Below are 26,259 nucleotides of genomic sequence, written 5' to 3'. Positions count from 1 at the left end.
GGCGCACCTCGCCCGGAAGGGAAGCCGTACGTGGAGTTCCGGCTGCTCGGCACCGTCTCCGTGGATACGCGCACCGGGCCGCTGCCGCTCGGTCCCGCCAAACGCCGCAGCCTGCTCGCCGCGTTGCTGCTGTCCGCCAACACACCGGTGTCCATGGCCCGGTTGACGGACTCCCTGTGGGACGAGGCACCGCCGCTGCACGCCCGTAGCGTCATCCAGGGGCACGTGTCGCAGCTGCGCGCCCTCCTGGTCGGCGCGGACGCGGAAGCCTACGGGGTGGAACTGGTCACGCTCGGCGACGCGTATGTGCTGCGAATACCGGAAACCCTGCTGGACTCGTACCGGTTCGAGGAGCTGCTGGTACTGGCTCGGGAACAACGCAGCCCCGCCGACGCCGTATTGATGCTCAAGGACGCCCTGTCCCTGTGGCAGGGCCCGGCGCTCACCGGCGCGTTCGCCGGGCCGCCGCTCCAAGCCGCCGCTCACTCGCTGGAGGAGTCGCGGCTGGCGGCGGTCGAGCAACTGGCGCGGGCCTACGCGGCGCTGGGGGAGCACAGCCGGGCCGCGGCGACGCTGCGGGCGGAAGCGGTCGCGCATCCGATGCGGGAGTCGCTGGCGGCAGCCCTGATGGCGGCGCTGTACCGGGCGGGGCGTCAGTCGGAGGCACTGGACTGGTTCCACCGCACCAGGCGGCTGCTCGCCGACGAGCTGGGAATCGACCCTGGGCACGAACTCGCCGACGCATACGCACTGATCCTGCGCGGTGCCCCCGAGCCGGACGCACGGACCGAACCGGCAGCTCCCTCGGACGACTCGACCGGCACCACGGAGGTCGGGGCGGAAACCGGCACCCCCAGCGCTCCCGGCCCGCCGTCACCCCGCCCCCTCCCCCTGCCGCCCCTCGGCGGCCAGCCGCACCCCACCGATCTGCTGCCCCGCGCACCCCGCGGCTTCCACGGGCGGGTTGCCGAACTGGCCGCGCTCACCCGGGCCGCGGCCGGCGAGGCACCCGTCTGTCTGGTCACCGGACCGGCCGGCGTAGGAAAGACCGCGCTGACCCTCCAGTGGGCGCACCGCAACCCCGCCGCCTTCCCGGACGGACGGCTCTTCACCGATCTGCGCGGATTCAGCGACACCGGTGAGCCCGCGCTCATCGAAGTGCTGCGTGATTTCCTGCTGGCGCTCGGCGTCGCACCGCGCCGTGTCCCCGAATCCGTCCCCGCCGCAGCGGCGCTCTTCCGGTCCCTGACCGACCGGCGCCGGCTGCTTGTCGTCCTCGACAACGCACGCGACTCCGCCACGGTCAGGACACTGCTGCCGGGCGGCACCGACTGCGTCACGCTGGTCACCAGCCGGCACCGGCTGGAAGGCCTCATCGCCTCGGACGCGGCGCGTCCCGTCCCGCTCGACATACTCGAACCGCAGGACAGCACGGGCCTGCTGGCCGGTGTCCTCGGCGAGGAACGAGTCCTCGCCGAACCGGTGGCGGCCCGCCGACTAGCCGAGCTCTGCGGCGGCCTGCCGCTCGCCCTGCGCGTCACCGCGGCCCGGCTGGCGGGGCGCCCGCAGTGGACGCTGGCCGGACTGGCCGACGAACTCTCCGACGAACGCAGCCGGCTGATGTACCTCGACGTGGACGACACCGGTGTCTCGGCCGCGCTGCGGCTGACCGTGCAGCAGCTGCCGCCGGACGCCGTCCACCAGTTCACCCGGCTCGGCCACCACCCCGGCAGCCACTTCGACCCGTACACGGCCGCCGCGCTCGCCGGCACGGACCCGGTCGCTGCCACAGCGGCGCTGGAACGGCTCGCCACCGCCCACCTCGTCACCGAGACGGCGCCCGGGCGCTGGGTTTTGCACGATCTGGTCCGTCTGTACGCCCGCGGTCTGGACCCCGCGTCCGGGCCAAAAGCCCTCGTCGGCGTCCTCGACCACTACATCGCCACGGCACTCGCCGCCGCCGACACAGCCGAACCCGGCGGCGAGCCCTGCTTCGTCCTGCCGGACGACTACCACTGCCCCGCCGCCGTCAGGGACTTCACCGACCGGGCGGCGGCGATGAGCTGGCTGGCTGCCGAACGCGACGATCTGGCCCTGGCCGCCGTCGCGGCCCGGACCGCTGGGCTCGACGACCGGGCCTGGCGGATCATTCTGCTCCAGTGGCCGCAGGTGGTTTGGCGGGTACGGGACGGCTGGGCCCCGCTGCTGGAACTGGCGCTGGACTCCGCCCGCACCGAGAGCGATCCGTACGCCGAGTCACGGGTCCTCAATCTGCTGGGCTGGGTGCTGACCGAGGAGGGCAGGACCGCCGAGGCCGTCACCCTGCTGGAACGCTCGCCCGCCCTCGCCCGGCAGGCCGGTGACCGGCTCGGCGAGGCGACCGCGCTGATCAACCTGGCCATCGTCCAGGCGGAACAGGGCGGACTCGACGCGGCGCTGAAGCGCTGCGAACGGGCCGTCCGCCTGGCCCGCGAGGAATCCGACGCGCACACCGAGATGCTCGCCCTGCAGCACCTCGCCCGGATGCAGCTCACTGCCAACCGCCCGCAGGACGCCCTTCGCTCCGCCCGGACGGCACTCGACCTCGGGCCCGAGCACGAGGAGGCCGCGCGCCGTGTGCTGCTGCTGACCGTCAGCGGCGAGGCCCGGCTGGCACTCGGCGAGGAGGACGACGGCATCCAGCTGCTGGACCTGGCGGCCGGGAAGGCGGAAGGCGTCGGCTACGACGAGGGTGCGGTCCGGGCGCTCGAAGCGCTGTTGCGGGTCACGGCGCGGACGGAGTACCGCAGGCGGTACGAAGAGGCGGTCCGGCGGCTCACCGACAGCGGCTGAGCGGTACGCCCGCGCGGTGACGTGAGAGTGACGGTCCCGGACGTCAGCGGGACGTCAGTGGGAGGTCAGCGGAACATGAGCGACGGACCCCAGACTCATGGATGTCAGCAGGTCAGAGGCGTTCGCCACATGACTGGGGCGTCCGCCCCGTATCGCACTCGTCACACTCGGGGGAATTCCATGAGTACCTTCCGCAACCGCTCCGCCGCCCTCGCCGCCGCGACCACCGCCGTGCTCGCCCTGGCCCTCACCGCCTGCGGCGGCAACGACGGCACCGGCACGAAGTCCGCCGGCCCGGCGAGCGACGCCGCAGCGGCTGCCGCCTCGACGAACGCCTCCCAGCCCGCCGGCGACGCGGCGACCACGAGCAGCGCGAAGACCGGCGGTGCCGGGCAGAACACTGGAGCCACGAAGACGGGCGCCTCGAAGACCGGCACGTCCAACGGCAGCACCGGGACGGGCGGCAACACCAGCGACAGCTACGCCTACACGCACCCGTGCAAGAGCGAGGACCTGTCGGTGCGTGTGTACCCCCGCGAGGGCTCGGCCACCCAGCACGTGATCGAGGTCAACAACGTCGGCGCGAACTCCTGCGGCCTGAGCTACTTCCCGCGGGTCAGCCTGGGCGCCGCGAAGGCCTCGGACCGCAGCTCCGACATCACGCCGGCCGTTCCCGGCGGCCTGGGCGGCGCACCCGCGTACCCGGTCAAGCCCAAGACGGCCGCCATCGCGGTGATCGACCTCAACCCGAGCGGTGCGAACGGTCTGACCTGGATCGACGAGATGAACGTGCTCGCCGACGGCGACCACATGCCCAACGCGGACACGCAGAACTTCGCGCTCGGCCCCGATGTGAAGGTGCGCGATCCGAAGCTGGGCCTGTACCAGAGCACGGTTGCCGAAGCGGTGAGCTCCATGAAGCAGGCGGGCACCTCCTGACCCGCTGAGAGCCGTACGACGGGCCTCGCGTGACCTGCCCCCCCCGCCGCACCCGGCGCAGCAGGCCCTCCGTATCCGGGTCTTCGCGTGCCGTCAGGCCTGCTCGTCCATCCCCGCCAGCACCAGCGGCAGCCGGGGCGTTCCTTCCGCGGTCACGTGGACGGGGACGCCCCAGTCCTGCTGGTGGACATGGCAGGCCGGGTACTCGTTCGCAGGGTCGTCGTCGCAGGACGCCGCCATCGCGGACACATGCAGGACCCCCTCGGTGACACCGTCGGCGAGGACCAGGTCGCGGAACAAGTCGGTACCGGGGCCCGAGCCCTCCGCCAGCAGTTCCGGCGGGGTCGACGAGACCAGCAGCCTGGTCGAGGGACCGTACCGGGTGTCCAGCTTCTGTCCGGCGGGGGCCTGGAAGACCACATCGAGCCGGAGCGTGCCCGGGGCGATCTCGGTGGCCGCGCGCTGCGTGTGGTGTGCCTGGTCGGCGACGCGTACGGCCTCCTCCGGGAGCCGCAGCCGGGTCAGCCGGTGCCGGGCGGACTCGACGACGACGAGATCGCCTTCGGCCAACACGGCGTCGCTGGGCTCGCGCAGATCCGTGGCCAGGGTGGTGACCTCGCCGCTCGCGGGGTCGTAACGCCGCAGCGCGTGGTTGTACGTGTCGCAGACGGCGACGGACCCGTCGGGCAGAGCTGTCACCCCCAGCGGGTGCTGGAACAGGGCCTGATCCGCTGCACCGTCGCGGTGTCCGAAGTCGAAGAGGCCACTTCCGACGGCTGTACGGACGGCAAAGCCGGGGCCGTCGCGCTCGACGTGCCGCAGGGCGGACGTCTCCGAGTCCGCGACCCACAGCCGCTCCCCGTCGGCCGATGTGGCGAGCCCGGACGGCTGGGCGAACCAGGCCTCGTCAGCCGGTCCGTCGACCAGGCCCTCGTTGGTCGTGCCCGCCGCGACCCGCACCGTCCCCGTAGCAGGGTCGTACGTCCACAGCTGGTGCACGCCCGCCATGGCGATCCACAGCCGGTCCGCGAACCAGGCGACGTCCCAGGGAGAGGAGAGATCGACCTCGCGGGCCGGGCCCGTCGTCGGCGAGCCCTGCCACCACTGACGGCCGGTGCCGGCGAGAGTCGTCGTCACCCCGGTGGTGAGGTCGAGGGCGCGGATGGCGTGGTTGACGGTGTCGGCGACCGCGATCCGGCCGTCGGGCAGCACGGCCAGCCCCTGCGGCTCGGAGAACCGGACCTCGTCGGGCCCGCCGTCGGCGAACCCCCTGTCCCCCGTACCGAAGTGACGGCGAACCGTTTCACTGTCACGTTCGATCTCGACCAGGCGATGGCGGGTGGTGTCGGAGACAAGGAAGCCGCCGTCGGGCAGGAGCAGGACCTTGCCGGGGAACCGCAGATGCGTGGCGACCGGCTCGGGCGCGACGTAGGGGCCGTCGCCGCGGCGCAGCGTGCCCTTCGCGCCGTGCTCGGCCTCCAGCTCCTCGACCAGCTTCTCGATGGCGTGCGCATGGCCCTCACCCGCGTGCTGGGCGACGACATAGCCCTCGGGGTCGATGACGACGAGCGTGGGCCAGGCGCGTACGGCGTACTGCTTCCAGGTCGCCAGTTCCGGGTCGTCGAGAACCGGGTGGTGGACCTCGTACCGCTCCACGGCGTCGACGACCGCCTGGTGCTCGGCCTCGTGGACGAACTTCGGCGAGTGCACACCGATGATCACGACGGTGTCGCGGTGCTTCTCCTCCAGCTCACGCAGCTCATCGAGGACATGAAGGCAGTTCACACAGCAGAAGGTCCAAAAATCCAGGATCACAATGCGTCCTCGCAGGTCAGCGAGGGTGTACTGCTGGTCGCCTGTATTGAGCCAGCCGCCCTTGCCGATCAGCTCGGGAGCCCTGACGCGCGCACGTGTTGCCATGGGAACAGTCAACATCACGGTGGCCCGCACACATTCCGAAGGGTCCACACATTCCGGAGGGTTGGCAACTGCTCGCTGGGGAGCAGGTATGAGGTCGGTTTAGCTCGATCGTGTCATGGTCGGCCCACAGTCTTCACCGAGCACGTGGGCTGACCTCGGCGCGTTTCACGTGAAACGTGACTACTTGCCCGTCTCTGGCGGGGCCAGCCCCAGCCGCCGGTCCTTGAGCGCCGGGAATTGCTCGCGCGTGGCGGCGACCTTCGACGGATCGAACTCCACGGTGAGCACCTCCTCGTCCGCGCCCGCCTCAGCAAGCACCTCGCCCCAGGGGTCGACGACGATGCTGTGTCCGGCCTGCTGGATTCCGGCGTGGGTGCCCGCGGTGCCGACGGCCAGGACGTACGACTGGTTCTCGACGGCGCGGGCTCGGGCCAGCAGCGTCCAGTGAGCGCGGCGTCGCTCCGGCCAGCCCGCCGCGACGATCAGCGTCTCAGCGCCCGCGTCGACCAGGCCACGGAACATTTCCGGGAAACGCAGGTCGTAGCAGGTGGCGAGGCCCAGGGTGGTCTGTGGCAGGGCGACCGTGACCAGCTCCTCGCCGGCGCCCATCATGACCGCCTCGCCCTGGTCGAAACCGAAGCGGTGGATCTTTCGGTACGCGGCGGCCAGCTCGCCGTCGGGTGTGAAGACGAGCGCGGTGTTGTAGAGGGTGCCGTCAGCCGCGCGCTCGACGAAAGAGCCCGCGTGCAGCCAGACCCCGGCATCGGCCGCGGCCTTCGACATGATGTCGTGCGTGGGCCCCTGGAGCGGCTCGGCCTCGTCCGCGAAGGCGGTATACGCGAACGCGCCGACTGGCCAGAGTTCGGGAAGGACCACCAGATCCGCACCGCCCTGGGCCGCGATCAGCGAAGCCGCGCGCCGCCTACGGAATTCGACGGATTCGTCCGGGTCTACCGCGATCTGGATGAGGGAGGCGCGCACACTACCACCGTTCTGGCATTCAAGCCGTCAACACGGGCCTACGATCGTCACACGAAAGCACTGCCGGGGTGCCTGCTCGCAGCGTAACTTAGAGCGTCCGGCGACTGGGGGGTGGAAGAAGGAGCGGGGCTGGGTGCGTGCAGCTGCAAGGCGGAAGAGGGAGCCAACGCGGAGCGTTGGTGACCGACGACAACGCCGCAGATGTGCGTGCCCAGCCCCGTGACGCCACCCCCCGGTCACCAGACGCTCTGAGCGATCGAACCTCCCACGCAGCCCGCCGCCGCGCCCAGCACTCCAGCCCATGCACCGCAGAACCGCACGAGGGGTCACGTGACCGTCCATCCCAGCCTCCAGACCTACGCCGATGCCTGGACCCACTCCATCGAGTCGATAGCCGAGCTGGTGAAGCCACTCGCCGAGGGAGAGTGGAACCGCCGTACGCCGTGCCCTGCCTGGTCGGTGCGTGACATCGTCTCGCACGTCATCGGCATGGAGTGCGAGCAGCTCGGCGACCCGCGCCCGATCCACAGCCTGCCGCGCGACCTCTACCACGTCCAGAACGACTTCGCTCGCTACATGGAGATGCAGGTCGATGTGCGGCGCCACCACACCGCGCCGGAGATGACCTCCGAGCTGGAGTACACGATCATTCGCCGCGCACGTCAGCTGCGCAACGAGACACGTGACCCCGAGACCATGGTCCGGGCGCCGCTCGGCGCCGAACAGACCCTCGAACTGGCACTGCGGATGCGGGCCTTCGACGTCTGGGTGCATGAGCAGGATCTGCGGACGACGCTGGGGCAGCCCGGCAATCTGGACTCCCCCGGCGCCACCATCGTCCAGGACACGCTGCTCGACGGGCTGCCGAAGGTGGTCGCCAAGGACGCGGGGGCGCCGCCCAACTCTGCGGTCGTGATCGATGTGCACGGGCCGCTGGAGTTTTTGCGCACGGTCAGGGTCAACGCGGAGGGCCGCGGTTCGGTGGACGGTTCGCCGTCCCTCGGCCCCGCGGTGACGCTGGCGATGGACTGGGAGACGTACTACCGCCTCGCCTGCGGGCGGGTGCGCGCGGGGGCGGTCGCGGACCGGATCAAGGTCGAGGGCGACGAGGATCTGGCAGAGGCGATCCTGCAGAACTTCGCCGTGACGCCGTAACGCTCCGGCCTCATGCCACCGTGGTCGGCGGCGCCCGTCGTACGGGACGGGCGCGCCGCCGATCCGGCGCGACAAGCACGTCAAGCGGGTACGTGCACGGCTTCCACGCGGCTGATCACATGGTGGTCCCGCTCGCGGTGCGCGGCCCGGGAGTACAGCCGCAGAATCTGTACGACGCCGAGCGCCTCCAGTACGAAGACCGAGGCGAACGCGATCCGGTAGTTGTCGCCGGTCGCGTCCAGCAGCACGCCGATGGCGAACAGCGTTGTCATCGAGGCGGTGAAGCCGCCCATGTTGACGATGCCCGACGCGGTGCCCTGGCGCTCCGGCGGGTTGGCCGGCCGGGCGAAGTCGAAACCGATCATCGAGGCCGGACCACAGGCGCCGAGCACCACGCACAGGACGATCAGCAGCCACATCGGGGCGTGGTCGCCCGGGTAGAAGATGGTCGACGCCCAGAGCAGAGCCGTCACCATGACCGTCCCGAGGGCCAGCGGGGCACGGGCCGCGTGGTGGCGGGCGATGATCTGCCCGTAGACCAGCCCGAACACCATGTTGGAGAGCACCACCAGGGTGAGCAGCCGACCGGCGGTGGACCGGCTCAGCCCCTGCGCCTCCACCAGGAACGGCAGTCCCCACAGAAGCAGGAACACCATGGCCGGGAACTGCGTGCTGAAGTGCACCCACATGCCGAGCCGGGTGCCGGGCTCCCGCCAGGAAGCAGCGATCTGCTTGCGTACGTAGGCGGCGCCCGCGCGCTCGACGGGCGGCGGCTCGTGCCCTTCGGGGTGGTCCTTCAGGAACAGCAGAAGAAGGACGAGGACGACGACCCCGGCGGCGGAGCTGCCGACGAAGGTGGCGGTCCAGCCGAATTCGTGCAGGGCGGGCGCGATGAAGAGCGTCGAGACGAGGTTGCCCGCCATCCCGAAGAGCGCGGCGACCTGCCCGATCAGCGGAACGCGCCGGGCCGGGAACCAGCGGGCGCCGAGCCGCAGCACGCTGATGAACGTCATCGCGTCGCCGCAGCCGAGCAGCGCCCTGGACGCCAGCGCCATGCCGTACGACGGGGAGAGCGCGAAGCCGAGCTGCCCCAGGGTGAACAGGACGGCCCCGAGGGCGAGAACCTTCTTGGTGCCCAGCCGGTCGATCATCAGGCCGACGGGTATCTGCATGCCCGCGTAGACGAGCAGCTGAAGCATGGAGAACGTGGAGAGCGCGGAGGCGTTGACGTGGAACCGGTCGGCGGCGTCGAGTCCGGCGACCCCCAGACTGGTGCGGAAGATTATCGCGACGAAGTAGACGGCGACACCGATGCCCCAGACCCACACGGCACGCCGACCACCAGGTGGATCACCGGGCAGGGACAGGGTGGGAGAGGCAGCAGAACTCACCGGTCCTCACCCCTGACGAGCACCCTGACCCGGCTGACATGACGCCGCACGACGTGCGCGGCACCGTCAGCGTCACCGGACCTGATCGCCTCCAGCAGCTCACCGTGCTCGGCGATGTTGGCGGCGATTCTCCCCGGATGCGCTTCCATCACGGCGACGCCCATCCGCAACTGCCGGTCGCGCAGCTGGTCGTAGAGGCGCGAGAGGATGTCATTGCCCGCGTTGCGCACGATCTCGGCGTGGAAGCAGCGGTCCTTCACGGACACCGCGGCCAGATCCCCGGCCTCGGCCAACTGCCGCTGCTCCTCCAGAAGTTCTTCGAGCCGTCCGATCAACTGCGCGGAGGCGGGCACGGCCTTGCGGGCCGCAAACTCTTCGACTAGCAGCCGGGTCTCCACCACATCGGCCATCTCCTGCGCGGAGACGGCGAGAACGAGAGCGCCCTTCTTGGGATACAGCTTGATCAGCCCCTCGACCTCCAGCCGCAGCAGCGCTTCACGCACGGGCGTGCGGGAGACACCGACCGCCTGGGCGAGTTCACCTTCGGTGAGGAGCGTGCCGCCCTCGTAGCGGCGGTCCAGGACCGCCCCCTTGATATGGACGTACACGCGCTCGGCGGCGGGGGGCTGCTTGAGGGAAGACTTCACGGTCGACTTCGCGGCGGAATTCGCAGGGGGCTTCACAGCAGGGGGCGCGACAGGCATGCACACAGCATAGATACAACATGCGTACATATGCTTCGCCCCTCCAGGATCTGGACGCGCGAAACCCCGAGAGCCCGCCCCGTAGTGATGAACATTTTTGCTTCCGGTGGCACATTCGATTTGCTCCGCTTTACGTTCCGTCACGGAGGTGGTTCACATGACCATGGAGAACACACCGGGCGCGGCCGACGGGGTGGAGCGGACACCCGCACGGCGTGACGCGATCGACATCAACGACTTCGTGTACGGAGCGACAGGGGCCCGGGTCCGACGGCTGACCATGCCGGACGGAAAGCACTGGTTTCCGGCGGTGGACGTGTGCGGGCAGTTGGGGTACACGACACCGCACAAGGCCCTTCGCGATCACGTTCCTGAGAAAATGCGAGACTTTCTTGAGACAGTGACTGGAAGTCACGGTCTCAGCGTTCCCGCAGGTAGAGAGTGGCGTCGAGACCTGCAAGTCATCGATCTACGGGGACTGATCCACCTCGTCAACGGCTGCACGAAGCTCTCGTGCAGACCGTTCAAGGAGTGGGTCGTCGACGTCATCGTCGCGGTCCAGCGGGACGGCAGTTACTGTCTCGACAGTCCTCGACCGGCCAACTCGGAACCGGCTGTGACCGCCCCCGTCATCCACGCACTGCCGGCTCAGGTCGCCGACGCGATCGTCCGGCTCGAAGAGCGGAACCTCAAGCTGGACGAGCAGTTCGCAGCCGCACAGCATGAGACGCTCCTCGCGCAGCGGGCCACGGCACGCGCGCTGGAACGGATCGCCGACCGGCTCGACACCCTGTTCGCCGACGGCTCCGCCCTGGTCCCGCCCGCGACCGTCGTACCCGCACAACCGGTACGCCCCACCGCCGAGGCCGTCCTCGACGACTGGAGGTCACGCATGTCCTTGACGGAGGACGTCTGGGCGGTCGCCGTCACCATGGCCCCCGTACTGGCGGCGGAGGGTGAGTGGTCCCAGCCCCTGGAGTCCATCGCCGACCGCACCGGCCTCACCGTGCAGCGGGTGAACGAGTGCCTGCGGTTCATGCGCAAGCACGCCTGTATCCGCTCCCGGGGCGGCACGGTGGACGGCGCACCGGTCTATGTCCTGAACCATCCGTAGCGGGGGCGCGGCGTTTGTGCGTCCGTACGTCCGTCAGGGCTGCCGGAGCCCGTCCCGGAAGGCGTCCCACGCGGCGGCTGTGAGGACGAGGACGGGTCCGGTGACGTTCTTGGAGTCGCGGACGGCGACGGTGTGGGGGATGTTGCGGGCGACCTCCACGCATTCGCTGGACGTGGCGCTGTAACTGGACTTGTGGAAGTGGAACACCTTCACCTGCTCATTTCCTTCTCGATGCGCTGGATGAACTGCGTTGAGTCGTAAGGCGAGAGGCTCATCCGCGATGCCTGGTTGAAAAGGTCCACGAAGACCTGGCTCTCGGCTGCGTCTTCAACCCAGATCGTCGACCTCGGGGTGTCCATGTGCACAACGTCCACCGCTTCATCCTCTCCGAAGGAGAGGACGTTGAAGGGGCCGCCAATGCAAGGATGGCTGCCCGCGCGGAATGGCAGCACCTGAATGTGCACATTCGGAAGTTCGGCCAACTGACCCAGGTGCGCCAACTGGCGTGCCATCACTGACGGTCCGCCCATCAGTTGGTGCAGCGCTGCTTCCCAGATAACCGCATGGATGCGCAGCGGCGTATCGCCGTACAGCCTGGCCTGTCGCTTGGCCCTCCCCGTGACAACATCCTCGATCCGATCGAGGTCGTCCCACGACATGTCCGCCACGCCCATGGCTCGCGTGTACTCAGCCGTCTGGAACAAGCCGGGGATAAGCGCCATTTGCCACTGTCTCACCCTGACGGCAGCATCTTCCATGGCGATGTATTCCACCTGCGTGGCGAGGGTCGGGGTGTCGTTCCACCAACCCTTTACCTTCCTGCGCTCGCGGTCCGCCTTGGCGATGTCCAGCAGCCCGGCGATAGTCCTGCTGTCCTCGACGCCATACAGCATGCACAGGGCACGGATGTCGGGGTCGCGGATCGGCACCCAGCCGCTCTCCATCTTCACGATCTTCGTCGGCGTCGCGCTGAGCGCTTCAGCCGCCTCACGCTGAGTCTTGCCGACCGCTACACGCAAACTCTGCAGATCTCCGCCCAGCCGTCGGCCAAGCACGGTGGAGACCCGGTTTCCCTTTGCCCCATTGCCAGATGCCTGCATATCGCCCTCCCACTCGACGTCAACAGTGTCGCAGCAAGAGCTGCGCGCCCAGCACCCCACCACTCCTATGGGGAATATATCTCCCAGAGCCTTGAATCCCAGATATGCCAACCTCTACGTTCGGCGACGAACCACCCACCGAGCGAAACCCGTTGGCGGAAGCGCACCGCCCTGCCCCCGTGCAGGCCCGGCATTGCCACCGCCCTCCACACCGAGAGGCGCGTCCATGACCGCAGCCCAGCCCCTCCCCGCGCCCACACCCGAACCCGCACTTCGCGAGGACCGGCTCGACTACACGCCGAACGCCCGCAGCGTCACCCTCTGTCGGCGTCGCGCCGCACGGCTCGTACGCGAGTGGGGCCACCCCCGCCTCGCGTCCGACACAGCCATCCTGGTCAACGAGTTGGCCACCAACGCACTGCTGCACAGATGCCTGCAGGACCGACTGTTCCGGGTCCGTCTCATCCTCACGGAGACCAGACTCCGTATCGAGGTGACCGATCCGCGCGGTGAACGACTGCCGGGGCTGCGCGCTCCCGCCGACGACGAGAGCTACGGGCGGGGCCTGCTGATCGTCGACGCACTGGCCGCCGACTGGGGCGTCGAACAACGCACGGTCGGCAAGACCGTCTTCGCCGAACTCGCACTCCCCGGGTCACCGCAACCACACTCCTGACACCACCCGGCCATCTGCACACGCCCCAAAGTCAGCCCGGAAATCGGTACATCCATTCACCCCCCTCATGAGTCTCACCACTGAGCGGCACCTCATATGGCCGCATTCCAGGGGCATTTGGAGCGTTCAAGTTGAAAATCGGCATCAAGGGCATAAATCGCGTTTCCGCCGCTGCCACCGTGGCCCTCACCGCGGGTGCCGTCATCTCGGGCAGCGTATTCGCCTCCACCGCGCAGGCTGCCACGCTGCCCACCCCCACGATCACCGCCAAAGGCGGTTACGTGATGAACAACGGGACCGCTAAGACCCTGTACAGCAAGGCCGCGGACACCCGTCGCTCCACCGGCTCGACCACCAAGATCATGACCGCCAAGGTTGTCCTGTCGCAGAAGAACCTCAACCTGGATTCCAAGGTCACGATCCAGAAGGCGTACAGCGACTACATCGTCTCCAAGGGTGCCTCGTCGGCCCGCCTCATCGTGGGCGACAAGGTCACCGTCCGCCAGCTGCTGTACGGCCTGATGCTGCCGTCCGGCTGCGACGCCGCTTACGCGCTGGCCGACAAGTTCGGCTCCGGCACCACCCGCGCGGCCCGTGTGAAGTCGTTCATCGGCAAGATGAACGCCCAGGCCAAGTCCCTCGGGCTGAAGAACACCCACTTCGACTCGTTCGACGGCATAAGCAATGGCTCGAACTACTCGACGCCGCGCGACCTGACGAAGATCGCCAGCAGCGCGATGAAGAGCTCCACGTTCCGCACAATCGTGAAGACCAAGTCGACCAAGCAGAAGGTCACCACGAAGTCCGGTGGCTACCGCTACATGTCGTGGTCCAACACCAACGCGATGCTCAGCAGCTACAGCGGTGCGATCGGCGTGAAGACCGGTTCCGGCCCGGCGGCCAAGTACTGCCTGGTCTTCGCCTCGACCCGCAACGGCAAGACGGTCATCGGCACCGTACTCGCCTCCACCAGCGCGACCACCCGGACCGCTGACATGAAGAAGATCATGGACTACTCCTTCAAGAAGTAGCCCGGCCCGGCAACGCACGCAAAGAGGGGGCCCGCGCCACGCGGGCCCCCTCTCGCCGTACCGGAGAAATACTCAGTCGAGACAGAACTCGTTGCCCTCGATGTCCTGCATATTGATGCACGACTCGTTGTTCTCGTCGGCATACAGCACCTTCAAGCACACCGCCCCGAGCGCGACCAGCCGATCGCGTTCGGCCTCAAGCGTGGCCAGACGCTCCGCACCCACGAGCCCGGTACCGGCCCGCACGTCGAGATGCACCCTGTTCTTGGCGACCTTGCCCTCGGGAACCTGCTGGAAATACATGCGCGGGCCCTCACCCGTGGGATCGGAGCACGCAGCCCATGAACCCTGTCCCTCAGAAGGCAGCGTTACGACGTACCCCAACGCCTCGCACCAAAAACGAGCAACACGCTCGGGTTCTGCACAGTCGAAGGTGACTTGAAACTTCTTGACCGATGCCATCGGGCCACCCTAACAGCGAGCCTCTGCGGCCCATTTCCCGGTAAGGATTGGCACGTTGACCAGATTCAAAGAGTTGCTCACCGTTACAGGTCAGGCTGAAAAAGACCGTTTTCGCCGAACTCACTCTGCGGCAAAGGCCGGACGCACTGGTGGGCCCGCGAATACCGCGCGGGCCCACTCGGCACACGTACCGCAAAAACCCCTACGCCCAGGTGATCAGCCGCTTCGGCTGCTCCAGGATCGCGGCGACATCCGCCAGTACCTTGGAGCCGAGCTCACCGTCGACCAGGCGGTGGTCGAACGACAGGGCCAGCGTGGTGACCTGACGGGGCTTCACCTTCCCCTTGTGAACCCACGGCTGGAGCTTGATCGCGCCGACCGCGAGGATCGCGGACTCGCCCGGGTTCAGGATCGGCGTCCCGGTGTCGACGCCGAAGACACCGACGTTGGTGATCGTCACCGTGCCGCCCGCCATGGCGGCGGGGGACGTCTTGCCCTCGCGCGCCGTGGATACCAACTCACCCAGTGCGGCGGCGAGTTCGGGGAGGGTCTTGTCGTGCGCGTCCTTGATGTTCGGCACGATCAGGCCGCGCGGGGTGGCGGCGGCGATGCCCAGGTTGACGTAGTGCTTATGGACGATCTCCTGGTTCGCCTCGTCCCAGGCGGCGTTGACCTCCGGGTTCCGCTTGATCGCGACCAGGAGGGCCTTGGCGATGATCAGGAGCGGGTTGACCCGCACCCCCGCCATGTCCTTGTCCTCCTTGAGCTCCGCGACCAGCTTCATCGTGCGCGTGACATCGACAGTCACGAACTCGGTGACATGCGGAGCCGTGAACGCGCTGCCGACCATCGCCTGCGCGATGGCCTTCCGTACGCCCTTGACCGGGATACGGGTCTCCCGCGCGCCCGCGACAAAGGCGGCCGGTGCCTCGGGGGCGGGGGCCGGCGCGGCCTCCACCGCGACGGGGGCCTGCGCCTGTGCCGTTACGGGCGCGGCCGCCGCATGCACGTCCTCGCGGGTGATGATCCCGTCCTTGCCGGTCGGGACGACCGTCGCCAGGTCGATGCCCAGGTCCTTGGCCAGCTTGCGCACCGGCGGCTTGGCGAGCGGCCGAGTCTCCCGGGCGGTCACGGCTCCGTGACCGTTCATCTCGCTCTGGACCGCGGCCGCCGCGGCGGGTGCCGCCGTCTCGGCACCCTTGCGGGCGCGCCGCTTCGTGGAGGTCTCGGCGACGCCGTAACCCACCAGGACGGGCTGACGGCCCTTGGGGGCCTCGGGTTCCGGCTCCGGTTCCGCGACCGGCTCAGGAGCCGGGGCCGGGGCCGCGTCACCGCTGCCCGGCGCCACGTCCACCGCGATGATCACCTGGCCGACGTCGACGGTCGTGCCCTCGGGGAAGCGCAGTTCGTGCACCACCCCGTCGAACGGGATGGGCAGCTCCACGGCCGCCTTCGCCGTCTCGACCTCGCACACGACCTGGCCGTCGGTGACGGTGTCGCCGGGCTGTACGTACCACTTGAGGATCTCGGCCTCGGTCAGTCCCTCGCCCACGTCGGGCATCTTGAACTCACGGAAGCGAGCAGCGTTGGAAGTGTCGGTCATCGTTGTCACGCCCCAGTCCTCAGTACGCCAGCGAGCGGTCGACGGCGTCGAGCACACGGTCAAGACCCGGCAGGTACTCGTCCTCCAGCCGCGCCGGCGGGTACGGGGCGTGATAGCCGCCGACCCTCAGCACCGGTGCTTCCAGATGGTAGAAGCAGCGCTCGGTGATCCGGGCGGCGATCTCGGCCCCGGAGCCGTAGAACACCGGCGCCTCGTGGACCACGACGAGCCGGCCGGTCTTCTCGACCGAAGTCTGGATGGTGTCGAAGTCGATCGGGGACATCGAGCGCAGGTCCAGGACCTCGATCGACTTGCCCTCCTCCTGGGCGGCCGCGGCCGCTTCGAGGCAGACCTTCACCATCGGTCCGTACGCGACGAGCGTGAGGTCGGAGCCCGTACGTGCCACCGCGGCCCGGTGCAGCGGGACGGGAATGGAGTCGGTCTCGACCTCGCCCTTGTCCCAGTAGCGGCGCTTCGGCTCGAAGAAGATGACCGGGTCGTCGCTCTGGACGGCCTGCTGCATCATCCAGTAGGCGTCGCTCGCGTTCGAGGGCGAGACCACCTTCAGGCCCGCGACATGCGCGAACAGGGCCTCGGGGGACTCACTGTGGTGCTCGACGGCACCGATGCCGCCGCCGTACGGAATCCGCACGACGACCGGCAGCTTGATCTTGCCGAGCGCCCGGGCGTGCATCTTCGCGAGCTGCGTGACGATCTGGTCGTACGCAGGGAAGACGAAGCCGTCGAACTGGATCTCCACGACGGGCCGGTAGCCGCGCAGGGCCAGGCCGATCGCCGTACCGACGATGCCGGACTCGGCGAGCGGGGTGTCGATCACCCGCTCCTCGCCGAAGTCCTTCTGGAGTCCGTCGGTGATCCGGAAGACCCCGCCCAGCTTGCCGACGTCCTCGCCCATGATGAGGACCTTGGGGTCGGTGTCGAGGGCCTTGCGCAGCGACTCGTTGAGAGCCTTCGCAATGGACATCTTTTCCATGGCCATGGCTAGTTGCTCTCCTCGGCGAACGATGCCTGGTAGGCGGCGAACTGGGCGCGCTCCTCGTCGACGAGCGGGTTCCCGTCGGCGTAGACGTGGTCGAAGATGGCCATCCGGTCCGGATCGGGCATCGCTCGTACCGCTTCTCGCACCCGCTTGCCGAGGGCTTCGCTCTCCGCCTCCAGCGCGGTGAAGAACGCCTCGTCGGCGGCGTCCTGCTTCTCCAGGTACGTACGCAGCCGCAGGATCGGGTCCTTGGCCTCCCAGGAGGCCCGCTCCTCGTCCGCCCGGTACTTCGTCGGGTCGTCGGAGGTGGTGTGCGCGCCCATGCGGTAGGTGAACGCTTCGACGAGCGTGGGCCCTTCCCCCCGGCGGGCCCGCTCCAGCGCCGACCTGGTGACGGCCAGGCAGGCGAGTACGTCGTTGCCGTCGACCCGGACGCCGGGGAAGCCGAAGCCCTGCGCGCGCTGGTAGAGCGGGACGCGGGTCTGCTTCTCGGTCGGCTCCGAGATCGCCCACTGGTTGTTCTGACAGAAGAAGACGACCGGGGCGTTGTAGACCGCGGAGAAGGTGAAGGACTCGGCGACGTCTCCCTGGCTGGAGGCACCGTCGCCGAAGTACGCGATCACGGCCGAGCCCGCGCCGTCCTTGGCGACGCCCATGGCGTAGCCGGTGGCATGCAGGGTCTGCGAGCCGATGACGATCGTGTACAGGTGGAAGTTGTTGCTGTTCGGGTCCCAGCCGCCGTGGTTCACACCGCGGAACATCCCGAGCAGATTGGTCGGGTCGACACCCCGGCACCAGGCGACGCCGTGCTCGCGGTAGGTCGGGAAGACGTAGTCGTCGTCGCGCAGGGCCCGGCCTGAGCCGATCTGGGCGGCCTCCTGGCCGAGCAGCGAGGCCCACAGGCCCAGCTCGCCCTGGCGCTGCAGGGCGGTGGCCTCGGCGTCGAAGCGGCGGGTCAGGACCATGTCCCGGTACAGACCGCGCAGCTCTTCGGCGGTCAGGTCGATCTGGTAGTCCGGATGCTCCACCCGCTCGCCCTCGGGCGTCAGCAGCTGTACGAGCTCGGGCTCGGAACTCTGTGGCGTCTTGGCGGCCCTCTTAGCGGGCGTTTTCACGGCGCTGGTCCGCTTGCTGCTGCGTCGCGGTTTGCGCGCGGCAGTGCTCTCCACGGTCACTTGCGGTGCTCCTCCGTCGGTCCGGCCCCCGGGGTCTGCCGGGAAGCCAGTGCGGCTCGCCTGTTTCCGTACCCGTGCACGGGGTGGGTGCCGCTCGGTCCGGGAACAGGCGTGACAGGTGCCCCGGCGAGCGCCCTGCCAAAAGCACGTTACCCAGTACGCCGCATAACTGCGAAACCCCTCTGACCTGCGATTTTGCTTGGATTTCCAAGTAAATCGAAAACGTCGGGAACTTTCGCTGGTCACAGCACTGGTAACAGCCTTGCAGGCCGCCGGAACAACGGCACGTTATCCCGCCGTTCGGCGGCAGGGAAGAGGCGAGTGTGTGAGACTGCATTTTGTGCGCGAACAAGGAAAAATCACTGTTTTTCTGCTGGATGACCACGAAGTCGTCCGGCGCGGGGTCCATGAATTGCTCTCGGTCGAGGACGGCATCGAGGTCGTCGGCGAGGCCGGCACGGCGGCGGACGCACTGGTCCGTATCCCCGCGACCCGGCCCGATGTGGCGGTGCTCGACGTGCGGCTGCCGGACGGGAGCGGCGTGGAGGTCTGCCGGGAGATCCGTTCCCAGGACGAGAACATCAAATGCCTGATGCTGACCTCGTACGCCGATGACGAGGCCCTCTTCGACGCGATCATGGCAGGCGCGTCGGGATATGTACTGAAGGCGATCCGCGGCAACGAACTGCTGAACGCGGTACGGGACGTGGCGGCCGGGAAGTCGCTGCTGGACCCGGTGGCGACCGCCCGGGTGCTGGAGCGGCTGCGCGACGGCAAGAAGGGCCGGGACGACGACAAGCTCGCCGGTCTCACCGATCAGGAGCGCAAGATCCTCGATCTGATCGGGGAGGGACTGACGAACCGGGTGATCGGGGAGCGACTGCACCTCGCCGAGAAGACGATCAAGAATTACGTCTCCAGCCTGCTCTCCAAGCTGGGCATGGAACGGCGCTCGCAGGCCGCCGCGTACGTGGCCAGGCTGCAGGCCGAGAGGCGCTGAGCGCCACGTGGCGGGAAGGCCGGGGGCTGAGCGCCGCGTCGCGGCAAGGCCAGGACGTGCACGGAGCGGCCGCGGTCCTCGGTGATCCTCCTCGGGACTTTGGTCCCGGACCACTTGGGGCCGCGGCCTCTTTCTGCGGCCTGGTCGGCGGCGGAGAGTGGACGACATGCCCTCTGAGGAACTGCACGCGATCGACCTGCTCGGCCGCGTCCCGTACGGCCGGCTGGCGACGAGCATGCGGGCCCTCCCGATACTGGCGGTCGCCCGCCACATCGTGGTCGACGGTCGCGTCGTCCTGCGGATGCACAGCGGCCTCGGCTACCACGAAGCCTGCAACGGCACGGTCGTGGCGTACGGAGCGGACAACTTCAACGCCGCGCCCTCGGAGGACGACGGCGAGCTGTGGTCAGTACAGTTCACCGGCCCCGCCAAGATCGTGCACCCGACCCCCGAACAGCGGGAGCGCTTCGGCGCCGCCCCCGTCCAGGTGAACGGAGAGCCCTTCGCCCCGGCCTACCTCGGGGTCGACCCGCACTTCGTCTCTGCGCACACTCTGAACTTCCACGCAAGTCAACTGATCCGCAACGCAGCGTGATCTAACATCTGGTGAGTGGCGCGCTCATCTGTAACCCTTCCGTCTGCTCCGCCGGCCGGCGAGGTGCTGTGCTCGTCCGTGCCCCGTTCGACCACGGCTTGTCCTCCCGTCCCTCCGGTGGACGAGGTGCTGCGCCGCTACCCGAATGCCGGTGAGCCCCTCACCTGCAAGCCCGTCACCCAGGGCCTGCTCAACCGCGGCTACCGCGTCTCCACGACCCGCGGCTCCTACTTCCTCAAGCATCACCTCGACGACTCCACCGGCGACCGCGCCACGATCGCCCGCCAGCACCGCGCCACCCAACGGCTGCAGTCACTCGGCGTGCCCGTCGCCCCGCCCGTGGAGGACACCGAGGGCGACACGGTCACGGAGATCGGCGGCCGGTGCTACGCCCTGCACCCCTGGGTCGACGGACTGCACCGAGCCGGCGCCCAGCTCACCGCTGCCCAGTCGCAACGGCTAGGAGCGCTGCTCGGGGCGGTGCACACCGGGCTCGAACAGGTCATGGAGGCGGGCACGGGGCTCGCCGGGCGGTCCGGCGGCTACCAGAGCCCCGACCCCGCCGACACCTTCGCGCTGATCGACGACCTGCTGGCGGCCGCGCGCGGGCGCCACCCCCGGGACTCCTTCGACGAGCTGGCCGAGCACCGCCTCCTGGAGCGGCGCATCCTGCTGGAACAGCACGCCGACCGCAGGCCGCCCACCCCCGGCATCCCGGCCACCGGCTGGGTGCACGGCGACTTCCACCCGCTGAACGTCCTCTACCGGGGCACGGCCCCGGTAGCGATCCTCGACTGGGACCGGCTGGGGGTCCAGCCGCGCGCGGAGGAGGCGGTACGAGCCGCGGCGATCTTCTTCGTACAGCCGGCCGGAAAGCTGGAACTGGAGAAGGTACGGGCGTACGCGGGGGCCTACCGGCGGGCGGCCGGGGCTGGGGCGGCGGAGCTGGCCGCGGCGGTACACCGGGTGTGGTGGGAGCGGCTCAACGACTTCTGGATACTGCGCTGGCGCTACTGCCTGCACGACCGAAGGGCCGACCCGCAGTTCCCTGCGGTGTCGGCCCTGGCGGTCTGGTGGACGCGCGAGTACGAGGCGGTGTGCGAGGCGTTCACGGGGTGAGGCCCCGTGAACGCCTCAGAGCCTGTCGGGTCACTGGGTGGCGGAGCCTGCGAGGGTGCCTGTCGTGCCGGCCGCGCCCGTGGTGGTCCCGTTACCGCCGCCGTCCGTACCCGTGCCTCCGCCGTCCGACCCGGTACCGCCGCCGTCCGTACCCGTGCCCCCGCCGTCCGACCCGGTACCGCCGCCGTCCGTACCCGTGCCCCCGCCGTCCGACCCGGTACCGCCGCCGTCCGTACCCGTGCCCCCGCCGGTGCTGCCACCCGTAGCCGGTGTCGACGGATTCGTCGACGGCGGCTCGGACGACTTGCTCGGGGTGGCCGACGGGGTGTAGGTGGGCCGCGGCTGCCAGTCCTGATGGTTGCCGGTGGAGTTCTCCGGCTGCTGGGTCTGCTCGCTCTGCTTGTCGCTCGGCGGGGGCGAACTCTCCGGCTTGGCCGACGGGCTGGTGGTCTTCGTGGGCTTCTTCTCGTGCTGGTTGCCGTTGTCGTTCGCCGCGCTGACGGCGAAGGCGACACCGGCCCCGATCGCGATCAGCGCGAGTACGACGAAGAGCCACAGCTTGCCGCGGCCGCCGCCGTGGTGTCCGCCTTCGTAGCCACCGTCGTCGGGGTTCATCGGCGGCAGGATCGGGCCCTGCGAGGTGTCCCCGTGCTGCGGGTGGCTCATCGCCATCGTGCCCCCGGCGATGCCCATGGCCGGGGTGTGTCCGCCTTGGTGCATCGCGATCGGGCCGGTGTTCCAGGTACCCGTATGGCCGCCCTGCACCTGAAGCATCTGCAGGCCGTACTGGACGAGGCCGCGCATCTCCTCGGCGCTCTGGAACCGGTCGTCCGGGTCCTTCGCGAGCGAGCGCATGACCAGCCCGTCCAGCTCCGGCGGCACCGCGTCCAGGACCTCGGACGGCGGAACCGGGGTGTCCTGCACATGCTGATACACCACGGAGAGCGGTGTCTCACCCATGAACGGGGGCCGCAGCGCCAGGAGTTCGTACAGCAGGCAGCCGGTGGCGTAGAGGTCGGAGCGGTGGTCGACGGCCTTGCCCAGCGCCTGCTCGGGGGAGAGGTACTGCGGCGTGCCCATGACCATGCCGGTCTGCGTCATCGTCGACTGCGCGCCGTGCAGCGCACGGGCGATGCCGAAGTCCATCACCTTGACCGCACCGGAGTTCGTGATGATCACGTTGGCCGGCTTGATGTCACGGTGCACGATGCCGTGCTGGTGCGAGTACGCGAGGGCTTCCAGCACACCCGAGACGATGATCAGCGCCTGCTCGGGCGGCGGGGCCTCGGCATTGAGCAGCAGATCGCGGATGGTGCGGCCCTCGACGAGCTCCATCACCATGTAGGGGACGGTCTGGCCGCCCACGACGTCCTCGCCGGAGTCGTACACGGCGACGATCGCATGGTGATTGAGGCCCGCCACCGACTGTGCCTCGCGGGTGAACCGGGCCTTGGAGACCGGGTCCTCGGCGAGATCGGAACGCAGGAGCTTCACCGCGACCGTGCGTCCCAGCCGGACGTCCTCGGCCGCGAAGACCTCCGCCATGCCGCCCCGGCCGAGCCGGTGGGTCATCCGGTATCGCCCGTCACCGACGACGCCGCCGATGCCCCAGGAGTCGGTGCCATCCGAAACTCCGCCGCCGTTTGCTTCGGAATCGGGTGCCATCAGTCCTCGCCGTCGTATCTGTCCGCGCGTCCGCGGGTTCTCACGGTGTCCAGTGCCGCGACCGGCAAGGTCTGCCCCCGTCGCGACGTCCGGCACACGCGCTCGCGGCATTGACCAAAAGCCCAGGTAGCTCCCCTACAAGGGCTTCCGGCCGCCTTGATCACATGCACCGGTCGCCGCTCCTTGACGGGCAAACCTTGCCGGCAGCGGCACTAGCTGCATTGCCACGTCACGCTACAGCCTCCGCCGGACACACCGTTTCCGGGAGGGACAGGTCATCCGGCCGACCGGCGTGCCGCGCGCGCAGATTCCGTGCTTTTCCTGTAACGCTTCCGAGACGCTCCTTGTGCTGAGGATCACGGAACGAGCTCTTGGCTTGACGTGTCGTACCCCTCGGGCAGACTTGGCGCGTAATTGAGGATCACCGCGCCAGTCGCGCGCCGAGGGGGAAGCAAGTCATGAGCCAGGACGGCGCACACGGCGCTCAGGGTCGCTACGCGGGCGGTTCGGTCGCCGGCGGCCGGTACCAGCTTCGCGACCTGCTCGGCGAAGGCGGAATGGCGTCCGTATACCTGGCGTACGACTCCGCGCTGGACCGCCAGGTCGCGATCAAGACACTCCACACGGAGCTGGGCCGCGAGCAGTCCTTCCGCGAGCGGTTCCGGCGCGAGGCGCAGGCCGTTGCGAAACTGCAGCACACCAACATCGTCTCGGTCTTCGACACCGGCGAGGACGAGCTCGGCGGCGCGCTGATGCCGTACATCGTCATGGAGTACGTCGAGGGGCAGCCGCTCAGCTCCGTGCTCCAGGCGGACATCCAGAATTACGGCGCGATGCCGGCCGACAAGGCGCTCAAGGTGACGGCCGACGTGCTGGCCGCGCTGGACACCAGCCACGAGATGGGCCTGGTCCACCGCGACATCAAGCCCGGCAATGTGATGGTGACCAAGCGCGGTGCCGTGAAGGTCATGGACTTCGGCATCGCCCGCGCCATGCAGTCGGGCGTCACGTCGATGACGCAGACCGGCATGGTCGTCGGCACCCCGCAGTACCTCTCCCCCGAGCAGGCCCTGGGCCGCGGGGTGGACGCGCGCTCCGACCTGTACTCGGTCGGCATCATGCTGTTCCAGCTGCTGACCGGGCGGCTCCCGTTCGACGCGGACGCGCCGCTCGCCATCGCGTACGCGCACGTCCAGGAGGAGCCGGTCGCGCCCTCCACCATCAACCGGTCGATCACCCCGGCGATGGACGCGCTCGTCGCCCGCGCGCTGAGAAAGAACCCGAACGAGCGCTTCCCGAGCGCCGCGGCCATGCAGGACGAGATCGCGCGCGTGCTGAACGCGAGCGGGCAACCGGGCGCCCCGGCGATCGTCGCGGGCGGCGGCGCGCCGTCGAACAGCGGTATGGGCGTCAGCTCGGCGGTCTTCCCGCCGGTCGACCAGCCGGCGCCGCAGAACGTCCAGATGCCGTACCAGCCGGGTCCGTACCAGCCGGGACCGTACGGTCCGCCGACCCCGGCGCCCGCTCCGTCTCCGTCGTACGGCTATCCGCAGACGGTTCCGGCATACCAGAGCCCGGCGCCCATGTCTCCGATGCAGCAGCAGACCCCGCCGCCCTACACAACCGCGCCGCAGACACAGTCGCGGACCGGCTCCGGCAAGGTCAGCTCGAAGCGGATGAAGCAGGTGATCATCGGCGCGATCGTGGTCGCGCTGCTCTCGGTCGGCGGAGCGATCGTGGAGAACGTGACGAAGGATGACTCGGGTTTGGGCGATTCCTCCGCGAACGAGTCTCCGACCGCGAGCGAGCACAAGGATCCGGAGCGGAACCGGACGATGAAGACCGAGAACTGCACGGACGCCCTGGAGGACTCAGTCGATCCGAGCAAAGTCATCGCGCCGAAGTTCTTGTACAAGGACTATCTCTCCGCGAAGGCGTGCGCGGACGCGGCCGGCTGGACCGTCAAGAAGGTCAAGGTCCCTGGGAACGCGTACGCGGAGGATCAGGTCATCGACCAGTTCCCGTCGTCCGGCACCGCCGTGGACAAGACCGGTGCCCACTTCGAACTGCGCGTCGCGACGGGCGACCCGGCCTGAGCGGACGTGCACTCGGGTACACGGGTAGCCGAGTGCATGAGAGGGCGGGCTTCCCCGACCGCATACACGTGACGGCACCCCTCCGAGGTCGTCACATATCCGAGATGCCGGACATATCGCCACATGTGACGCTGACCTCATGGCTCCAGGACTTCTCCCCTCACGGTCTACGAGGTGTGTGACCTGTCTCATATTCGCGACGGGCGCGGCGATGGGGGGCGCAACCGGCGTGGCGCACGCGGACCGGCGCGCCCCCGGTGGGACGCCGGGGGCGAACAGCGCCTCGGTGGCGCCGCCCACGACCACGCCGGCCGCCCCCTCCGCCCCACCTTCCAGCACCCCCGGTGTCGAACCGTCAGGCAAGGGTTCGGCCACCCCTTCGGCCGCACCGACTCCTTCAGCCGTACCGACTTCTTCAGCCGTACCGACGACCACTCCCTCGGGGGGCGGCTCGGCAGCCCCGACACCTCTGGCATCCGCTCCCCCCTCCTCCTCCTCGGCCTCCGGCTCCCCCTCGGCCTCACCCTCCTCCGCAACCGCTAACGCCGGGTCACCGCCTCCCGAAGTGCAGCCCCCGCTCGCCGGGCGCGAGGCCGGCGGGGGGCGGCTGCGGCCCGGGCGGCAGCTCCTGCCGTGGGAGCTCGCACCCGCGGACGGTTCGTTCGACGAGCCCGACGCGCGACCCGCGGCGACCGACCCGCCGCCGGTGACCGCCGCGACACCGGCGGCGAGCACATCCCCCGAAGCCGGCCGACTCGCTCCGCAGGCACTCGACAGGCCTGCCGTCGAGCGGGTGCAGCGAGTGTCTCTGGGCGCCGGAATCGCGCTGATAGGACTGGGGTTGGGCTTCCTGGCCTTCCGTTTGCGCCGCCCGAACTGAGACCGGTCCACAGGCCTCCCCCGGCTCCCACGCACTCCGGCGGCGACTTGCAACAAGCAACATACTCGGTATACATACTCAGTATGTCGATCCGTCACGGCCTACTGGCCCTGCTGGAGCGGGGGCCCGGATACGGCTCCCAGCTCCGTACCGAATTCGAATCGCGCACCGGCTCCACCTGGCCGCTCAACGTCGGCCAGGTGTACACAACACTGAGCCGACTGGAGCGCGACGGCCTGGTCGCCCAGGAGGACGAGGACGACCAGGGACACGCCCTCTACACGATCACCGACGACGGCCGCACCGAGCTGCGGAGCTGGTTCGAGACGCCCGTCGACCGCAGCAACCCGCCGCGCGACGAGCTGGCCATCAAGCTCGCCATGGCGGTCGGCGCGCCGGGGGTCGACATCCGGGCCGTCATCCAGTCCCAGCGCCGCCACACCGTGAAGGCGATGCAGGACTACACCCGCCTCAAGGGACAGGCCCTGGCCGATGTCCCGGCCAACCGCGACGAGGTCGCCTGGCTCCTCGTACTCGAGCAACTGATCTTCCAGGCGGAGGCCGAGGCCCGCTGGCTGGACCACTGCGAGTCCCGGCTGGTCCGCCTCGCCGAGGCCGCCGCGACGGAGCCGGAGCCCGCGGTGCGTACGACCAGCCGAGCCCCGGCCCCTACCCGTGCCCGTATCGCGCACCTGCGCAGCCGGCGCTGACCACAGACAGCCCGCGTCCACAGACAGCCCGCGTACGCACCCGGCGCTCGAACCACCCTCGAACCGCCCAGGTGCCGACGCCGACCGCCGACCATTGGCCGCTGCGGTATC

General features: G+C 69.2%; 23 protein-coding genes. 12 read left to right on the top strand and 11 right to left on the bottom strand.

The window, feature by feature from the left end:
* Positions 1-30 precede the first annotated feature (30 nt).
* On the top strand, positions 31-2,832 hold the full coding sequence (locus ABT115_RS03500) for an AfsR/SARP family transcriptional regulator (RefSeq protein ID WP_351783553.1): 2,802 nt from the start codon (positions 31-33) through the stop codon (positions 2,830-2,832).
* A gap of 180 nt (positions 2,833-3,012) precedes the next feature.
* Positions 3,013-3,771, top strand: coding sequence for a DUF4232 domain-containing protein (locus ABT115_RS03495; RefSeq protein ID WP_351783551.1), 759 nt, complete (start codon positions 3,013-3,015; stop codon positions 3,769-3,771).
* Between the two features lie 93 nt (positions 3,772-3,864).
* Here the strand turns inward: ABT115_RS03495 and ABT115_RS03490 are convergent, their stop codons facing one another.
* Both ABT115_RS03490 and ABT115_RS03485 read right to left on the bottom strand, forming a co-directional pair.
* The gene (locus ABT115_RS03490; RefSeq protein WP_351783549.1) at positions 3,865-5,691 is read right to left on the bottom strand and encodes an NHL domain-containing thioredoxin family protein; all 1,827 of its coding nucleotides are present in this window, start codon (positions 5,689-5,691) and stop codon (positions 3,865-3,867) included.
* 180 nt (positions 5,692-5,871) lie between these two features.
* Positions 5,872-6,672, bottom strand: coding sequence for a carbon-nitrogen family hydrolase (locus ABT115_RS03485; protein WP_351783547.1), 801 nt, complete (start codon positions 6,670-6,672; stop codon positions 5,872-5,874).
* A 330-nt stretch (positions 6,673-7,002) separates the two neighbouring features.
* Between ABT115_RS03485 and ABT115_RS03480 the strand changes: the two genes are divergently transcribed.
* Positions 7,003-7,827, top strand: a complete 825-nt coding sequence (locus ABT115_RS03480; protein WP_351783545.1) for a maleylpyruvate isomerase family mycothiol-dependent enzyme — start codon at positions 7,003-7,005, stop codon at positions 7,825-7,827.
* An 80-nt stretch (positions 7,828-7,907) separates the two neighbouring features.
* On the opposite strand, the gene ABT115_RS03475 is transcribed toward ABT115_RS03480, so the two are convergent.
* Both ABT115_RS03475 and ABT115_RS03470 read right to left on the bottom strand, forming a co-directional pair.
* Entirely contained in the window at positions 7,908-9,218 is a 1,311-nt protein-coding gene (locus ABT115_RS03475) for an MFS transporter (protein WP_351783543.1), read from the bottom strand.
* Positions 9,215-9,922, bottom strand: coding sequence for a GntR family transcriptional regulator (locus ABT115_RS03470; RefSeq protein WP_351783541.1), 708 nt, complete (start codon positions 9,920-9,922; stop codon positions 9,215-9,217). The genes ABT115_RS03475 and ABT115_RS03470 overlap by 4 nt, the downstream gene beginning before the upstream one ends.
* 157 nt (positions 9,923-10,079) lie before the next feature.
* Between ABT115_RS03470 and ABT115_RS03465 the strand changes: the two genes are divergently transcribed.
* Positions 10,080-11,036 carry a BRO-N domain-containing protein gene (locus tag ABT115_RS03465; RefSeq protein ID WP_351783539.1) on the top strand — a complete coding sequence of 319 codons (957 nt, stop codon included), beginning with the start codon at positions 10,080-10,082 and terminating at the stop codon, positions 11,034-11,036.
* 33 nt (positions 11,037-11,069) lie between these two features.
* Here the strand turns inward: ABT115_RS03465 and ABT115_RS03460 are convergent, their stop codons facing one another.
* Positions 11,070-11,249 carry a DUF397 domain-containing protein gene (locus tag ABT115_RS03460; RefSeq protein WP_351783537.1) on the bottom strand — a complete coding sequence of 60 codons (180 nt, stop codon included), beginning with the start codon at positions 11,247-11,249 and terminating at the stop codon, positions 11,070-11,072.
* The gene (locus tag ABT115_RS03455) at positions 11,246-12,136 is read right to left on the bottom strand and encodes a helix-turn-helix domain-containing protein (RefSeq protein WP_351783535.1); all 891 of its coding nucleotides are present in this window, start codon (positions 12,134-12,136) and stop codon (positions 11,246-11,248) included. The genes ABT115_RS03460 and ABT115_RS03455 overlap by 4 nt, the downstream gene beginning before the upstream one ends.
* Before the next feature lie 226 nt (positions 12,137-12,362).
* Here ABT115_RS03455 and ABT115_RS03450 point away from each other — a divergent pair, with 226 nt between their 5' ends.
* On the top strand, positions 12,363-12,812 hold the full coding sequence (locus ABT115_RS03450; RefSeq protein WP_351783533.1) for an ATP-binding protein: 450 nt from the start codon (positions 12,363-12,365) through the stop codon (positions 12,810-12,812).
* Positions 12,813-12,943: 131 nt separating this feature from the next.
* The gene (locus ABT115_RS03445) at positions 12,944-13,843 is read left to right on the top strand and encodes a D-alanyl-D-alanine carboxypeptidase family protein (RefSeq protein WP_351783531.1); all 900 of its coding nucleotides are present in this window, start codon (positions 12,944-12,946) and stop codon (positions 13,841-13,843) included.
* A gap of 72 nt (positions 13,844-13,915) precedes the next feature.
* Here the strand turns inward: ABT115_RS03445 and ABT115_RS03440 are convergent, their stop codons facing one another.
* The 4 genes from ABT115_RS03440 to pdhA all read right to left on the bottom strand — a co-directional run bounded on the left by ABT115_RS03440 (position 13,916) and on the right by pdhA (position 18,083).
* Entirely contained in the window at positions 13,916-14,305 is a 390-nt protein-coding gene (locus ABT115_RS03440) for a VOC family protein (protein ID WP_351783529.1), read from the bottom strand.
* Positions 14,306-14,507: 202 nt separating this feature from the next.
* Positions 14,508-15,917, bottom strand: coding sequence for a dihydrolipoamide acetyltransferase family protein (locus tag ABT115_RS03435; RefSeq protein ID WP_351783527.1), 1,410 nt, complete (start codon positions 15,915-15,917; stop codon positions 14,508-14,510).
* Between the two features lie 10 nt (positions 15,918-15,927).
* Entirely contained in the window at positions 15,928-16,908 is a 981-nt protein-coding gene (locus tag ABT115_RS03430) for an alpha-ketoacid dehydrogenase subunit beta (protein ID WP_351783525.1), read from the bottom strand.
* A 2-nt stretch (positions 16,909-16,910) separates the two neighbouring features.
* A complete protein-coding gene (gene pdhA, locus ABT115_RS03425; protein ID WP_351783523.1) occupies positions 16,911-18,083 on the bottom strand; it encodes a pyruvate dehydrogenase (acetyl-transferring) E1 component subunit alpha in 1,173 nt (390 codons plus the stop codon).
* Between the two features lie 340 nt (positions 18,084-18,423).
* On the opposite strand from pdhA, the gene ABT115_RS03420 reads away from it, so the two are divergent.
* The 3 genes from ABT115_RS03420 (at position 18,424) to ABT115_RS03410 (ending at position 20,797) form a co-directional block, all read left to right on the top strand.
* The gene (locus ABT115_RS03420; RefSeq protein ID WP_351783521.1) at positions 18,424-19,083 is read left to right on the top strand and encodes a response regulator; all 660 of its coding nucleotides are present in this window, start codon (positions 18,424-18,426) and stop codon (positions 19,081-19,083) included.
* 166 nt (positions 19,084-19,249) lie between these two features.
* Complete coding sequence (locus ABT115_RS03415) at positions 19,250-19,678, top strand: pyridoxamine 5'-phosphate oxidase family protein (protein ID WP_351783519.1); 429 nt, start codon at positions 19,250-19,252, stop codon at positions 19,676-19,678.
* A 126-nt stretch (positions 19,679-19,804) separates the two neighbouring features.
* Positions 19,805-20,797: a phosphotransferase enzyme family protein gene (locus tag ABT115_RS03410; protein WP_351783619.1), complete on the top strand. Its 993-nt coding sequence runs from the start codon at positions 19,805-19,807 to the stop codon at positions 20,795-20,797.
* Between the two features lie 30 nt (positions 20,798-20,827).
* On the opposite strand, the gene ABT115_RS03405 is transcribed toward ABT115_RS03410, so the two are convergent.
* Positions 20,828-22,462: a protein kinase domain-containing protein gene (locus ABT115_RS03405; RefSeq protein WP_351783517.1), complete on the bottom strand. Its 1,635-nt coding sequence runs from the start codon at positions 22,460-22,462 to the stop codon at positions 20,828-20,830.
* A gap of 458 nt (positions 22,463-22,920) precedes the next feature.
* Between ABT115_RS03405 and ABT115_RS03400 the strand changes: the two genes are divergently transcribed.
* The 3 genes from ABT115_RS03400 to ABT115_RS03390 all read left to right on the top strand — a co-directional run bounded on the left by ABT115_RS03400 (position 22,921) and on the right by ABT115_RS03390 (position 26,148).
* Positions 22,921-24,558: a protein kinase domain-containing protein gene (locus ABT115_RS03400; RefSeq protein WP_351783515.1), complete on the top strand. Its 1,638-nt coding sequence runs from the start codon at positions 22,921-22,923 to the stop codon at positions 24,556-24,558.
* A gap of 565 nt (positions 24,559-25,123) precedes the next feature.
* Positions 25,124-25,438: a hypothetical protein gene (locus ABT115_RS03395; protein ID WP_351783513.1), complete on the top strand. Its 315-nt coding sequence runs from the start codon at positions 25,124-25,126 to the stop codon at positions 25,436-25,438.
* An 83-nt stretch (positions 25,439-25,521) separates the two neighbouring features.
* Positions 25,522-26,148, top strand: coding sequence for a PadR family transcriptional regulator (locus ABT115_RS03390; RefSeq protein WP_351783511.1), 627 nt, complete (start codon positions 25,522-25,524; stop codon positions 26,146-26,148).
* Positions 26,149-26,259: the final 111 nt, after the last annotated feature.

The organism is Streptomyces sp. NPDC001832, assembly GCF_040297265.1.
In the GTDB taxonomy this organism is placed as follows: Bacteria; Actinomycetota; Actinomycetes; order Streptomycetales; family Streptomycetaceae; genus Streptomyces.
The sequence above is the reverse complement of the archived record's forward strand: the minus strand, read 5'-3'. Positions and strand labels throughout refer to the sequence as shown.